Origin of the sequence: Paenibacillus sp. FSL M7-0134 (assembly GCF_038007865.1) — a bacterium.
In the GTDB taxonomy this organism is placed as follows: domain Bacteria; phylum Bacillota; class Bacilli; order Paenibacillales; family Paenibacillaceae; genus Paenibacillus; species Paenibacillus polymyxa_B.
Genome location: NZ_JBBOXV010000002.1, coordinates 2,016,999 through 2,031,117, shown reverse-complemented (window position 1 = coordinate 2,031,117; position 14,119 = coordinate 2,016,999). Strand labels below are relative to the sequence as shown.

General features: G+C 45.4%; 18 protein-coding genes. 3 read left to right on the top strand and 15 right to left on the bottom strand.

From position 1 onward, the window contains the following. Window positions 1-59: 59 nt before the first annotated feature. The 14 genes from NSQ58_RS24955 to NSQ58_RS24890 all read right to left on the bottom strand — a co-directional run bounded on the left by NSQ58_RS24955 (window position 60) and on the right by NSQ58_RS24890 (window position 10,409). A complete protein-coding gene (locus tag NSQ58_RS24955) occupies window positions 60-641 on the bottom strand; it encodes a TetR/AcrR family transcriptional regulator (RefSeq protein WP_226887689.1) in 582 nt (193 codons plus the stop codon). A gap of 66 nt (window positions 642-707) precedes the next feature. After that, the gene (locus NSQ58_RS24950) at window positions 708-1,052 is read right to left on the bottom strand and encodes a cupin domain-containing protein (protein WP_023988410.1); all 345 of its coding nucleotides are present in this window, start codon (window positions 1,050-1,052) and stop codon (window positions 708-710) included. A 121-nt stretch (window positions 1,053-1,173) separates the two neighbouring features. Next, a complete protein-coding gene (locus tag NSQ58_RS24945; protein ID WP_013310132.1) occupies window positions 1,174-1,509 on the bottom strand; it encodes a YolD-like family protein in 336 nt (111 codons plus the stop codon). 12 nt (window positions 1,510-1,521) lie between these two features. Further along, window positions 1,522-1,716 (bottom strand): hypothetical protein, encoded by a 195-nt coding sequence (locus NSQ58_RS24940; RefSeq protein WP_341058388.1) that lies wholly within the window; start codon window positions 1,714-1,716, stop codon window positions 1,522-1,524. A gap of 154 nt (window positions 1,717-1,870) precedes the next feature. Beyond that, window positions 1,871-2,254, bottom strand: a complete 384-nt coding sequence (locus NSQ58_RS24935; RefSeq protein WP_023988409.1) for a VOC family protein — start codon at window positions 2,252-2,254, stop codon at window positions 1,871-1,873. A gap of 66 nt (window positions 2,255-2,320) precedes the next feature. Next, window positions 2,321-2,809 carry a hypothetical protein gene (locus tag NSQ58_RS24930; protein ID WP_023988408.1) on the bottom strand — a complete coding sequence of 163 codons (489 nt, stop codon included), beginning with the start codon at window positions 2,807-2,809 and terminating at the stop codon, window positions 2,321-2,323. Between the two features lie 85 nt (window positions 2,810-2,894). After that, a complete protein-coding gene (locus NSQ58_RS24925) occupies window positions 2,895-3,257 on the bottom strand; it encodes a response regulator (protein ID WP_023988407.1) in 363 nt (120 codons plus the stop codon). Window positions 3,258-3,590: 333 nt separating this feature from the next. Next, the gene (locus NSQ58_RS24920; RefSeq protein ID WP_069079665.1) at window positions 3,591-4,580 is read right to left on the bottom strand and encodes a metal ABC transporter substrate-binding protein; all 990 of its coding nucleotides are present in this window, start codon (window positions 4,578-4,580) and stop codon (window positions 3,591-3,593) included. 52 nt (window positions 4,581-4,632) lie between these two features. After that, window positions 4,633-5,481, bottom strand: a complete 849-nt coding sequence (locus NSQ58_RS24915; RefSeq protein WP_028542348.1) for a metal ABC transporter permease — start codon at window positions 5,479-5,481, stop codon at window positions 4,633-4,635. Then, window positions 5,427-6,134 (bottom strand): metal ABC transporter ATP-binding protein, encoded by a 708-nt coding sequence (locus tag NSQ58_RS24910; RefSeq protein WP_341058386.1) that lies wholly within the window; start codon window positions 6,132-6,134, stop codon window positions 5,427-5,429. Before NSQ58_RS24910 ends, NSQ58_RS24915 begins: the two co-directional genes overlap by 55 nt. 217 nt (window positions 6,135-6,351) lie before the next feature. Then, a complete protein-coding gene (locus NSQ58_RS24905) occupies window positions 6,352-7,374 on the bottom strand; it encodes an ABC transporter substrate-binding protein (RefSeq protein WP_076160280.1) in 1,023 nt (340 codons plus the stop codon). 64 nt (window positions 7,375-7,438) lie between these two features. Beyond that, entirely contained in the window at window positions 7,439-8,227 is a 789-nt protein-coding gene (locus tag NSQ58_RS24900; RefSeq protein ID WP_341058383.1) for an ABC transporter ATP-binding protein, read from the bottom strand. Further along, window positions 8,224-9,333, bottom strand: a complete 1,110-nt coding sequence (locus tag NSQ58_RS24895; protein ID WP_034095024.1) for a FecCD family ABC transporter permease — start codon at window positions 9,331-9,333, stop codon at window positions 8,224-8,226. Before NSQ58_RS24895 ends, NSQ58_RS24900 begins: the two co-directional genes overlap by 4 nt. After that, window positions 9,330-10,409 carry a CobW family GTP-binding protein gene (locus tag NSQ58_RS24890; RefSeq protein WP_071558807.1) on the bottom strand — a complete coding sequence of 360 codons (1,080 nt, stop codon included), beginning with the start codon at window positions 10,407-10,409 and terminating at the stop codon, window positions 9,330-9,332. Before NSQ58_RS24890 ends, NSQ58_RS24895 begins: the two co-directional genes overlap by 4 nt. A gap of 234 nt (window positions 10,410-10,643) precedes the next feature. Here NSQ58_RS24890 and NSQ58_RS24885 point away from each other — a divergent pair, with 234 nt between their 5' ends. Genes NSQ58_RS24885 through NSQ58_RS24875 form a run of 3 tightly spaced genes read left to right on the top strand, consistent with a single transcriptional unit; the run spans window position 10,644 to window position 13,753 of the window. Next, window positions 10,644-11,645: a permease gene (locus NSQ58_RS24885; RefSeq protein WP_068940793.1), complete on the top strand. Its 1,002-nt coding sequence runs from the start codon at window positions 10,644-10,646 to the stop codon at window positions 11,643-11,645. A gap of 8 nt (window positions 11,646-11,653) precedes the next feature. Beyond that, a complete protein-coding gene (locus NSQ58_RS24880) occupies window positions 11,654-12,631 on the top strand; it encodes a TIGR03943 family putative permease subunit (RefSeq protein WP_071558808.1) in 978 nt (325 codons plus the stop codon). Window positions 12,632-12,649: 18 nt separating this feature from the next. Then, window positions 12,650-13,753 (top strand): CobW family GTP-binding protein, encoded by a 1,104-nt coding sequence (locus NSQ58_RS24875; RefSeq protein WP_341058380.1) that lies wholly within the window; start codon window positions 12,650-12,652, stop codon window positions 13,751-13,753. 111 nt (window positions 13,754-13,864) lie between these two features. Here NSQ58_RS24875 and NSQ58_RS24870 read toward each other — a convergent pair whose 3' ends face one another. Then, window positions 13,865-14,110 (bottom strand): type B 50S ribosomal protein L31, encoded by a 246-nt coding sequence (locus tag NSQ58_RS24870; RefSeq protein ID WP_013310118.1) that lies wholly within the window; start codon window positions 14,108-14,110, stop codon window positions 13,865-13,867. Window positions 14,111-14,119 lie beyond the last annotated feature (9 nt).

Genomic DNA, 14,119 nt, shown 5'->3' with positions numbered 1-14,119 from the left:
TACGAAACCTGCCTTTTTTAATTTTTAGTACTTCGTAGTACTAATAAAGATTAAAAAAATCACTTTAGCAGAAGTGCTAAAGTAAATTTTAAATTTTCGAGTATGCTCGGGTCCTGGCTTGCATGCTGCAGAAAGAGCGCACCTTCAATGGCCGAGACGATGAATTGGGCCGTCGACCTCGCAGGAAGTTCAGCCTGAATCTCTAATCTTTCCCTTCCCTCGTTCAGCAATATTTCTACGGTAGTGATTTGGCTTTGGAAGAACTGGCTTATTTTATTCCGAAACAAGGCGCTATCTTGAGGCATTTGCGTATAAAGAGTAATAAAGGGACAGCCTCCCAAACAATCTGTCTCTTGCTCTGTCAGCAATTGAAGAAGGATTTCAAAACGTTCCTGAACAGACTGATCCTTACGCGAAACAACTTCATAAATCATCTCATTATACGTTTGAATCAGTTGATCCAGAATGGCTGAAAGTAGCTCTTCTTTACTTTTAAAATAATAGTAAATGTTGGTTTTGGACACATTGCTCACAGCCACAATTTCATCCATACTTGTTGCATGATATCCTTGGGTAAGAAACAATGAGGTGGCGATGCGCAGAACAACATCCCGATTCGTGATTTTATTTTTTTTCATCATATTTAGCACTATACGGTACTAAAAAAGACTTGTCAACCTTCGCTGGAACATGTCTGCTCCAAAATATTATTTTTCGGCCAGAACCCGGTCACCTCTGCTCGCAGGCTGAGAAATAACCAAAAATTCAACATCCTGATTCGTTTCATTAAACATTTGATGAGGCGCCATAGGAGGAACCTCACATCCTTCCTGAGATCCTAATTGGATTCGTTCACCATCCACTTCAAGTACCGCTTTACCTGATAAAATAAAGAAAAATTGGCGCGCATGATGATGATAATGTCTCACCTCATGTGTATTTCCAGGCATCCGCTCATGAATAATGCTCAAATCATTATTTTTCACCAAGCGCCAACCATCACATTGATCTCCCCATATATAATGTTCAGCATTATTTTTACTTATTTTCATATTGAACTCCTCCTTTTGCAATTACAGTTTTATTTTAAATATGGATTCATAGAGCTACAATCTTAATTTTAAAAAACGGCGGGACAAATGTAAAAAACACTCCGACTTAGTCAGACTGTTTTTATATATCCGCCTCGATAATTTCCTCCAACTTTATCCAGCTAAAATCCTCTTCCCCACGGGATAGCTTCACCTCTCGCCGACTTGTGTTAATCACCGTGACCAGTCCACGCAGCTCCTCATCATCAAATGGATTGAACACTTTTAGCGTAATAGGCTTACGTTCGTTATAGGATACGATAATGGCCTGTTCAATCTGCTGCATTTCCTGATCGTCCAGTGCTGGCTTGCCGCGCCTTCCTTGCTCCTTCATCAGTCTTAAATATGCCTCCCGATGCTCAGGCAAAATCATGCGCGAGCTTTCCCATATGCCATTTCCTTCAAGCTTTTTCCCCATCGTAAGCCCCTCCTATGCTGTTCTGGTTACCGGATGCCATGCCAATACATGATCTAATCGAAAAACACGTGGCCGGCCTGTCTGTAAACAGATGGCTCGTATCAAGCCATTCTGCACACGATGCACCTCGATACGCCGATGAGACAGTTTGCCCTTCCGATCCAAATACACGATTTCCACGATCTGCCCCACGTATTTTTCCAACATGATCCTTCACTCCTTATCAGAACGTTTGTTTGTATTATATGCGAACATGCGTTTGATTATCAATGTAAAAAAATCCCCTGAGGGATTTGACTCTCTCAAGGGATTTCGTAACAATGTAATCTGAACTTAAAAATTTAACTTCTACAAAAATTTATTATTTAGTTCGTTCCCTTACAGCAAAGTAATTTTCTTCATTATCTGCAAAGTTAAACACTCTTCCGAAAGGCATAGTTACAATTTCTCCAACTTTGACATTTTTATTTGATAAGTCGTCATATAATTGGTCAAGATTTTCCGAAAAAAACATTAAAGAAGGTGTACCGAGATTTAATTCAGGTGACATTTTAGCAACGAATTCCTTATTGTGGAGAATAATGCTTGTTTCTGCACCCTTTGCAGGAGCAATTTCAATCCATCTCATTCCTTGACCATTATTTTCTTCAGAAATTACTTTAAATCCTACTTTTTTTGTCCAAAAATCCAGTGCCTCATCCTGGTTATTTACATACAACATAATTTGACCGACTTTACTAATCATTGATTTTTCAACTCCTTTGTATAAGTAATTACCAAACCTCGATGGCCCTAATCCCATCTCCTCACTTTAAAATTCATAGGTGGATAGCTTAATATCTTCTTTATTCAAATCTTTCAGCGGATAGACAGGGCCATTCCAATAAGTCAGAATATCAAGCGGCTCATTAGTACCATGTTCTTTTAAAGAAAGAGATAATTCAAGTAATAAATGCGGAAGTTGATAAGAGCTTGTTAAAAACTGATATTCCTCTGGACTTTCACAGTCTTCTGCTCGATAGAACACAAAATATCCCTCGGTATGATCCCCAATGAGTACAATATAGCGAGCAAGAAACATAATTTCGCCATTGGCAAAAGGAATGGAATGTGTCGAAGCAGAGATCAAATCGGTCTCTAATCCCTCAATACGAAGGGTAAGTTCATTGTTAAGAGCATCCATTCTTTCCCTTTGTTCGCTGACGAGGTGTTCATAATTTACAGGGACAAGCCCTCCATTCTTGATCGTAGCGATCAGTTCGTCTATAAATACTTTTTGAGACAACACTCGATTGCTCATCCTATTCATCTCCATATTCGTGAAAATAAGCATGGAATTCTCGCTTTAACATGTTCAATATTTATGTATTAAAAATCTTGATTCCTTAACTCCCCAACATTTTTGTGACGGCATTCACGACCCTTTCCATCTCAAATGGTTTAACAATAAAGTCTTTTGCACCTGCCTGAAATGCTTTTATAATCGCTTCCTGCTGCCCCAAAGCAGAACACATTAAAATGTTAGCTTGAGGATCAAGCTCTACAATCTTTTTAACAGCCTCAAGTCCGTCCATCTTAGGCATATTAATATCCATGGTGATTAAATCGGGACGAAAGTGTGCGTATTTCAAAACAGCATCATACCCATTTTCTGCTTCCGCAATAACAGCGTGACCTAAATCCAAAAGAATATCCTTAAGCACAGAACGCATAAATAAAGAGTCATCCACTACTATAACTGTTGCCAAATTAACCTCTCCAATCCGTTGTCAAATGATATGCACGCCCAAACTTCAATATCGGTGAATAAACTAGTAATATTAATAGAAAGAATCTGTAAAAATAAAAACGCTACCAATGAATTATAAAAGAAATTTGAAACTAGCTACTACAGAATTAGTTTTCAAAAAAACGTTTCACAATGACGTAAATCATTTCTGAAAAGCAAATTACAAAGGACTATATATCTACTGTATCTAGAGCACTAGCCCAGAAAGTACAATCTTCTTAGATAGTTATAAAAAAACTGACGCCGGTATCATTCCGACGTCAGTTTTTAAACTTATTCGTTTAAGAATTCCTTATTCATTCAGAGCTTTTTTCAAAGCCTCCAGATTGTTTTTCATCACACCAAGGTAATCCAGGTTCTTCTGTTTGTCTTCATCCGTCAATCCTTCGAGCGGATTCAGTACATCGGTTTTTGAACCGATTTCAGTAGCTACGGTCTCAGCGACCTTCGGATCAACAAGAGTTTCGAAGAAAATCGTTTTAACATTATTTTCTTTAGCAAATTTGATAATACCCGCCAGCTTGTCCGGTGTAGGCTCTTGCTCTGGAGATAATCCGGCAATAGGTACTTGGGTCAGACCATATTGCTTAGCCAAATAACCAAAAGCAGCATGCTGCGTAATAAAGTCTTTACGTTTTACATCTTTCAGACCTGTTTTGAACTCGTTATCCAGATCCTTCAGCTTGGCGATATAAGCATCAGCGTTTTTCTCATAATCAGCTTTGTTTGCCGGATCGGCTGCCACAAGCCCTGCTTCAATGGACTCTACTTCTTTTTGGGCCAAGACTGGGTTAAGCCATACATGAGGGTCCAGCACATGATCATGATCATGGCCTTCCTCTGCGTGTGCTTCTTCTCCTTCTTCCTCCTCAGCAGTGCCTTCCATCAGGTTCAACCCTTTGCTCGCTTCAACTACAACACGCTTATCGTTGGACGCGCTGCTCAAAGCCTGTTCTGCCCAACCTTCGACGATACCGTTATAAACAAATACGTCAGCATCCTTAACCTGTGCCATATCTTTGGCGCTTGGTTCCCAGTCATGCGGCTCAGCACCGGCAGGAATCAACGCGGTTACGTTAGCATGGTCTCCAGCAACTTGCTTGGTAAATTCATACATTGGATAAAAAGTGGTGACCACATTCAGCTTGTCTGCTGTTTGTGCCGCATTCGGCTCGGTTTGGGAAGCATTTGTAGCTGTATTATCAGATTTGGCTCCGCAGCCAGACAAAATAAGTGCTAGTCCCGCAGACAATACAAATGATTTTTTGAACCATGTATTCATATTCATTACTCCTTTATGTGTTAGTTTTTAGTCACTCTCACTGTAATTACACTCACTGGCCTGTCGCATTCTTCCGTCGGGAAGCCTGCTGCTTGCCCAGCTTACGGACCAGCTTTTGAATACCAGCTCCTACGATCAGGAATAATAACAGCACCATGGCAATTGTCCCCCCTGGGGGTGTACTAAGTTCATACGACGCCGTTAAACCCATAAATACGCCGATCAATGCAGTGATCATAGATATCCAGATGGCTGCCGCGAAGCTCGGTGCGATTCGAATCGCCAGCGCCGCAGGGAGCACGATGAGTGAGGAGACAAGCAGCACACCGACAATCGGCATTGCAGCAGCTACAATCATCCCTGTTAAAATACTAAATGCAAATGAGATGGACTTGACAGGAAGACCATTAGTCTTCGCCGTTTCTTCATCAAAGGTAATCTGATACAATGGACGCCGGAATACAAAAAAGAAAATACCTCCGATCACAGCCACTACAATCATCAACATCAGTTCTGTCTGATTGACCGCTACTACCGAACCGAACAAATAAGCGGAAAACCCTTTGTTGATGCTCTGATTCAGATTCATTAAAATAACGGCCGTCGAGAGGCCACCTACCATAATAATAGCCACAGATATCTCACTATATGTTTTATAAGACCTGCGGACGTATTCAACGATAATCGCGCCGATTACGGCAACAATAAATCCAGTTATCGTTGGGTTAATGCCTAAATAGGCACCCGCTGCCACCCCTGCCAGCGATACATGCGATAGCATGTCCGCCATGAGAGCCTGACGCCGTAGCATCAGATAAACTCCAAGCACCGAGGCCAGCAGTGCAATTACCCCACCGGCACAAAATGCCCGCTGCATGAAGTCGTAGTGCAGCATTTCCATCCGCCATCTTCCTTCCTCTCAAGCTCAATAATTCGATCCAGATAATGTTGCACTTCCGATAGTCCATGGGTCACCATGACCACAGTTCTTCCATATTCCTTAACCTGCTGATTCATCAGATCGTAGAAATGATGGCGGTTTTCCTGATCCATTCCGGTCGTGGGCTCATCCAAAATGAGCAGATCCGATTCCTGAGCGAGTGCTCTTGCCACACAAATACGTTGCTTCTGTCCACCCGACAATTCTCCGATTTTACGGTGACGCAAATCCCACATGCCTACCTGACGCAGCGCCTGCTCAGTCAGATCATGATCCTCAGGCCGCATACGGCGCAACCAAGAGCCATGAGTATATCTTCCTGAACGGACAAATTCCAGGATCGTACTTGGGAATCCGCCATTGAATGCAGCAATTTGTTGGGATACAAAGCCGACAACGAGCTTTTTGCCTTCACCTGTACGGTTAGACATGAACACCTTGCCCTTCCAAGGCTGAAGCAAGCCGAGCAACAGTTTGAGCATGGTTGATTTGGAAGCACCATTCGGTCCGGTAATAGCTACAAATTCTCCCGAAAAAATTTCAACATTGGCATCCACCAAGTTAGGAACGTCTCCGTAGCCAAATGTGACCTGTTCCAATGAGGCCAATAACATGACGCAAATCTCCTTTTCCTTTAAAAAGCCTGGAGCCATCTAAGCGATCATCATTTGCGCAGATTCTCCAGGTCGTTTATGATCATTAAACCATCTACCGTAATTATTACGATTTGGTAATAAAAAAATAAGCGTTTGATAAACGTAACCTTTACGCATTAGCAAGTTTAACAGTTTAGGCAAGGTTCGTCAATGTTTTGGAAACTCTTTTGTTTGTTTACTTCACCTTGTCCGGGTATAAGCCTGCCGCCAAGGTTTTCAACGCGATCGGAGCGCGCACGCCTTCAGCCGCTGCGGATAATGGCAGTACTATAAACCGTTTGTTTTTGATCGCTTCCACACCAGCCAGCGCAGGCTTGCTCAGGAGCAGCTTCTCTTTATCCGCCAGTGAAGTATCTCCATAGTCGAGAATGACAATGACGTCAGGATTACGGTTCACAACCTCTTCCCAGCTTACCTCGGTAAAACTTTTGTCGATATCATCAAAAATATTTTTCGCCTTCACACTTTCAATCAAAGACGTTAGGTAATTGTTGGCAGCCGTAAAGGGCTTGTCTTCTCCGCTGTCATAGACAAACACCTTGGGTGGCTGTTCAACAATACCAATTTGAGTCTGAATGGACTGCACTTGTTCACGAATGTCATTTACCAGCTTTTCTGCACGCTCCTCAACCCTGAAAATACGCCCAATATTTAGTATATCCTGATACACATCTTCTAACGTGGGACCCGGTTTATTGGAGGACTCCTGTACATAGGTCAGCACCCCTTGTTTGGCTAGCTCCTCACGGGAACCCAGATTTTTATCATTAAAGGCACTCTTCCAGCCCGCATAGGCAAAATCCGGTGCAGCGGCCATAAACACCTCTTTGGACGGATATTGTCCGGCCAGTACCGGGATTTTGTCATATTGAGCCTTATATTTTGGCAAAATCTGATCATCCAAATACGCAGTTCCTACCATAGAGGATTCCAGTCCAAGAGCCAGCATAACCTCAGTCGCATGCTGGTTCAATGTAACCGCGCGTTTGGGCGCCTCGGGAAATACCATTTTAACGCCCATGTTCTCAAGCTCTACCAACGTCTTATTGGTTGCCGATTGCAATGCGGCAGGTTGCTGCCCGTTTGCCAATGGATCGCTTGTTTGAGCTGTGTTTCCTGCTGCGCAGGCTGATAACAACAGCATCATCGCCAAAGCGAGCATAACCAGCGGTAACGCGGGCTTGCTATATTTTTTCATATGTACCGTCTCCTCTTTTATTTGTAGTATATCTTACCTCATCGTATCACCTTTTCTGTTGACGTTATGGATAGCCTCCTCTCCTGAGAGAATCCGGTAAAAAGGTAATATTCGGCTTCCCGGTTTTTGGATGAATGCAGATTTCTGTCTCCACCCCGAATACACTCCACAGCAGGTCTGGCTGAAGCACGTCCTCCGTTATGCCAGAGGCTACCACTTTGCCTTCTTTTAATACATACATTCGATCACAATAAAATGCCGCCAAATTCAAATCATGTAGTGCAGCTAGCGTAGTTATCCGAAGTGTTTTGACCAAATCCAGAATTTGCAGCTGATACCGGATGTCCAGATGATTTGTTGGCTCATCCAAAACAAGAAATTTCGCCTGCCCGGCCAAAGCTCTGGCGATCAATACCCGTTGCTTTTCGCCACCGGACAAGGTGGAAAAGCCCTGATCCGCCTGAGCATTCATGCCTACCCGCTCCAGCGCCTGCTCGACCAGTTCATGATCGGCGACAGTATCTGCTTCCAGCAGTTTCTTATGCGGATGGCGACCCATCAGCACGGTGTCCCGTACTGAAAAATCAAACGTTTGCGGCGCATCCTGACTCACCACTGCCATTTGTCGGGCCGTCTCTTTATACTTCATCCGCAGCATATCCTGGCCATCCAACGTAACCAAACCACTGTCAGGCTTTAGCACACGATACATATTTTTGAGCAACGTCGATTTCCCGCTGCCATTCGGACCGATCAATCCGACCAGCTCCCCTGCTTTTACCTGGAGACAGATGCCGTCGATCAGCCGTTTGTCGTGAATACTGAAGGTCACGCATTCGACTTCTATATTCATTTTTCGCCTCCAAACGAGTAGGAACTACGACGCAGCAGCCACACAAAAAAGGGTCCTCCGCACACAGCCGTCACAATACCAATCGGCAGCTCCTGTGGAGCCAGCACGAGCCGGGCACATACATCAGCCCACACGACAAAAATAGCTCCCGCCAACAGACTGACGGGCAGTACACGCCGATGATCTGATCCCACTATCAGCCTAACGATGTGCGGAATCATAAGCCCGACAAAGCCAATCGAGCCACTAACTGATACGACTGCCCCGGTTAAAAGAGACGCCACAACAACCAGTAATACGCGGAACGCCTGTACGTTCACACCGAGCGTTACTGCGGTCTCTTCACCCGTTAGCAAAGCATTCAGCGAACGGTATCGGGTCAGGAGCACAGCCGTTCCAACGGCTACAATGAGGCTTGGAATAAAAAGCGTATCCCATTGAGCACCTGCCAGACTTCCCATCATCCAATACATCGCGTCACGAATGCCTTTTTCATTCGGGGCCATCGTAACGATAAAACTAGTCACAGCCGACAGCATCATAGACACCGCCACCCCTGCCAGCAATAAGCGGGTCGTCGATATGCTCCCAGCCACACGGGCTAACGCGAACACCATAAGCATTGCAGTTAACGAACCTATAAAAGCAGATAAAGGCAGCGCAAGTCGTCCTAAAAATCCGAAAGCTCCGAACACAATCACCAACGTGGCTGTTACCGAAGCCCCAGACGAGACTCCTAAAATATAGGGATCTGCTAACGAATTACGGATTAATGCCTGTATAGTCGCTCCTGTAACAGCAAGTCCTGCTCCTACGACAACACCTAGCAGCACGCGTGGAAAGCGGATTTCCCAAACGATATATTGCTCAGGCTTGGTCCATGTCACGGGTATCCACTGGTCCAGCCAGGGAAGATGGGACAGTGCAATTCGCCATATCGTCCCCGGTGTGACAGCTACAGGACCCAGCATAACCGCGAGTGTGACCGAAAGCAACAGCCCAGCAGTCAGCAGCAGAATTGTTGTAAATCCCCAAGTAGGCTTGCCCGCTAGGTGTGCGCGAGAATTATGTTGTGATGGATTAAGGTTGCTCGTTCTCGAAGTCATGAACTACTCAATGGCTTTTCGGCCGCTTCCAGCTTTCTCAATTGTCCCTCGATCTCGGAAGCAGAGAAATTCTCACCCATGACAACCGCTACATCGTTCACTGGCTTTTGCGGGCGGATCGGAATGATTTCCAGCTCCCGATAGGCAAATTGAAACATCATCTGGCCCTCTGATTCCAGAAACCGCACAATTCCTTTGGCCCGGTAAATTTCAGCTGGCAAACTGCGGAACAACTGTTCAAACTCGGAGCGTGGCACAGGTTGTCCAAAGAAATGCGTGTGAACAACTACATGGTCGTAGGAATGATAATGCTCCCCATGTTCGTGGCCATGGGCGTGATCACGGTGATCATGATCATGATGATCTGTATGGTCATCATGATCATACGTGTGCAGATGATTTTCCGAATGAGGATGTTCACTCTCAATATCAACTGCGGATTCCTTATGCCGCGAAACGTCCATACGCTCCTCTCCTTGAGTGGAGAAAAAAATACCCGCGTCCACGTCACTTCGTTGCGTGCTCACAGTCAGAGCATATGGATTTAACTCTTTTACGAGGGCCTGTACTTTCTGCAACTCGCCCGCAGCCAATAAATCGGTCTTGTTAATAATCAGTTTGGAAGCGCACCGAAGCTGATCCTGCATCAAACGAAGCGACTTGCTTCTCTCGTTCCCCGAGGCAAAGTCCAGAAATTGATGCGCGTCTATGACCGTGATAACGGATTGTAAAATCATAGAGGAATAGATGGAGGCGTCTGTCACTGCATCTACAATCTCCATCGGGTTAGCCACTCCGGTACATTCTACAATAATCACGTCCGGCTTATATTCATCAGCAAGATTCATGAGCTCGACGCCCAAATCCCCACGAATGGTACAGCATATACAACCGCTGAGCATTTCCTTCATGGGTGCTTGGCCATTCACCAAACTGCCGTCCAGATTAACATCACCCAACTCATTCATCAAAATGGCTGGCTTGAGGCCCTTCTCCTTGTAGTAAGCCAGCGCATGCTGAAGAAGAGTGGTTTTCCCGCTACCCAAAAAACCGGATAAAACAACAATCGGTATCATATAACCCCTCCTTGTCTTTGCAACATTTAATATGGATCGTACCGTAAAAGTTTCCTTCTTGCAATCATTTATCGAAATTTAATCGTAATAATTACTAATAACAAACATAAATATATATGACCACTCTTTGAATTGTCAATATAGGAGGTGAGACAAGCACAATCCAGCGGGCATGATTGTCCCTCTACAGACATAGGATGTAGATAAGAACCCTTATTCCCAAGGAGACGTGGAATGAAAAACAGTACGCTGTTGAAGATGCTGCCTTTTATAATTCCGTTTGCCTTTCTCATCCCTGTGCTTGTCACGCTATCTCCCCAGTGGCTTCGTTTGTTAGATATGGGCCAGCTGCAACCGTTAAAAACGGTATTTATGGGCATTTTTCTGGAAGCTGTTCCGTTTCTCCTTATCGGTGTACTCGTCTCATCCCTTTTGCAGTGGCTTGTACCGGAGACATGGATTCGCAAAATAGCGCCTGCGCATCCTGTACCGGGTGTCCTGCTGGCCTCCTTACTAGGTATGCTATTTCCCATCTGTGAATGCGGCATGATCCCTGTCGTTCGCCAATTAATGCTCAAGGGAATGCCTGCCTATATGGGTATCACTTTTATTTTAAGCGGGCCCATTATCAATCCCGTGGTACTGGCTGCGACGATGATGGCTTTCCCTTCCCATCCCGAGGTCACTGCCGTTCGAATGGGTTTGGCTTTTGCCGTCTCCGCGATCATCGGGCTGATCGTGTATGCCTTTGTACGAGTGCATCCGCTCAAACGGTCGTTGCTCTCTTTTAACCAGCAAAAGCAGAACAATCAGACTCATCGGCATAGTCGCACATGGCGGGGCTTTTTTGTACATGCTGGTGACGAGTTTTTGGACATGAGTAAATATCTCATTATCGGCGCACTATTAACAGCCTGCATTCAAACCTTCATCCCACGCGATGAACTGCTTTCGTTAAGCAACGGAACGGTTGGATCGTACGCCTTTATGATGGGTTTTGCCTACATACTGTCGCTGTGTTCCACCTCCGATGCCTTTGTAGCCACTGCTTTTTCACATACCTTTACACTGGGTCCGCTGGCAGCCTTTCTTGTACTCGGTCCGATGCTAGACTTCAAAGGCACGCTCATGCTGCTAAGCACCTTCCGCACCAAATTTGTCGCCATCCTGGGCTTGCTCATTGTTTCACTCGTCCTAGTGGGTTCTATAGCTGCTGAATGGTTATTAGGGAGGTGAATACAAACGTGAATTCAACCTTTAGCATTCGCTGGCAATACGGCATGCGCTCCTTGCTCCTGATCGGATTGGCTGTGTACATCGTCTCATTAAGCCGCACGAATGCACTTCATTACTACTTGGCTCCCCATATGCAAAAGCTGCTCCTACTCTGTCCTGTACCACTCTTGTTCATCGCATTGGCGATGGCATGGCACGGAATCATCGGGGAGCGGGACGGTGAGGATGTATGTGATTGTGAGCATCCGTTGCCGCAAAGCTGGTTCAAAAAAACACTCGTATATGGAATGCTGCTCATCCCGCTCCTGTTCGGTTCTCTGCTGCCCAATCAGGCACTTGGTAGTGATATGGCCGCCAAAAAAGGCATGTCCTTCACGTATCCCAACCCGGATATCCGACGAAAAACAGATACACAGACCACGAAAGCATCCACCGCCTCCCTTTTATCAACTGCATCTTCCGTCCCAACTTCGTCCCCTCCAGAGGGAAAATGGAGTCAGGAAACGCTGGATAAGCTGTTCGTTCCGCCTGACAAGTACAATGTAGAATTCGCCGAGCTGGCGAAACGCCTGTATCAGCAACCTATCATACAGATCAAGCCTGAGATTTTTTCCGAAACTATTGGAGCCATTGAGTTATATAAACAAGCTTTTGAAGGAAAAAAAGTACAGGTGACTGGCTTTGTCTATAAAGACGACAACCTGCCGGGTAAGGGCCTATTTGCAGTAGGAAGATTCCTCGTCATGTGCTGTACTGCCGATGCCATGCCATTCGGGATCATCGTCCAATCCCAGAAGGCCCCGTCCTTTGACAAGGATACCTGGGTGACCATTGAAGGAACACTGCATGCCACACAAAAGGGCAACGCTCCCGTACTTGAAATTCGATCCGAAAAAATAACCGCTGTCGAGCAGCCAGAATCCCCTTATGTCTATACCCAAGCAGACTCGGTAGCTACCTTTGATCGCTTGAACACAGCGCACTAAACCCACCAAGGAGGAAAAATGATGAATAAAGTTCCTGTTATTTTAATCAGTGGTTTTCTTGGAAGCGGCAAAACAACACTGCTTTTGCGCCTATTAGCCCATACTCGTCAAATCCCCCTTCGTGCTGCTGTTTTAATGAACGAAATGGGCGAATATGATGTAGACAGCGCTATAATTTCAGAGGAAATGCCTGACGTAACAGTAGAAGGATTGCTAGAAGGCTGCATTTGTTGCAGCAAAAGAAATGAGCTGGCAGGGGCTCTGCATACCCTGCTCAGCCACGAGCCAGATCTGATCTTCATGGAAACCACCGGGGTAGCCAACCCCGAACAAGTACTGGAGGAGCTTCGCTCCCCTCTACTGGCAGATCGGCTTTATCTGGTTCACAGCATCAGTGTTGTGGATGCTGAGCTGTTCCATGAATACAACAGCCGCTTTACGGCTGATAAAGAACTGGTTCGCACCCTGCACGGACAGCTGCGCACCGCAGACTTCATTGTGGTGAACAAGACGGATGCAGCAAGCAGCCGTGAAGTGACGAAGGTCGTCAAGAGCATCCGCAAGCTCAACGATACGGCCAAGCTGCAAACTACTGAATATAGCCGGGTTGACCTTGAACCACTACTAGAGCCTGTTCTGGCCTCCGCATCCGTTGCCGCGAAACCTGCACAGACACCTCAACCAGCACCTGCACAGGTCCAGCTCACTGATGCAGATGCACCGTTCGTCCCCATTCCCGTCAAAAGTATCGGAAGCACCAGTAGTGTCTCCAGAAGTACGGCTTTCAAAGTTATTTCGACACACAGTCATAACCACGATCCTAAGCAGCTTCATTCGTTCTCCCGTCTGGAGAGCATAACGCTGCATCAATATTCTCCTCAGCCACTCGAAAAACAACGATTAGAAAACTTTCTAACCGGGTTAGGTTCCTCACTGCTTCGAGCGAAAGGTTATTGCGTGCTTCCTCAGGAAGGTACAATGCTTTTGCAATTTTCAGGAAATCACTTGGAGTGGCAGCCTACTGCACTTCCCGTGAGTCAGGGATATGTCACGCTAATTGGGGAGCAGCTCGACAAAGCATCCATTACCGACCAATGGGAACAGTGCTTCCTTTCGCTATAAATGACAGGTCTAGATTAAGACAAAAAAACCTCCTGCATCTGCAGGAGGTTTTTTAAAAAGCGATGTTCACGGATTATTAGCATAATCCATAAACATAACGCTCGACTGTTCTTACTTAAGGTTATATTTTTTGTTAAAGCGATCCACACGGCCACCGATATCCACGTTTCTTTGTTTACCAGTGAAGAACGGGTGGGAAGCGGAGCTAGTATCTACACGGATAACTGGGTATGTGTTGCCATCTTCCCATTCCATCGTTTCTTGCGAATATTTAGTGGAAGCACTCAGGAAAGTAAATCCACAGCTAGGGTCCAAAAAGATAACTTTGTTCAATGTTGGATGAATATCTTTTTTCATTAGTTTCAC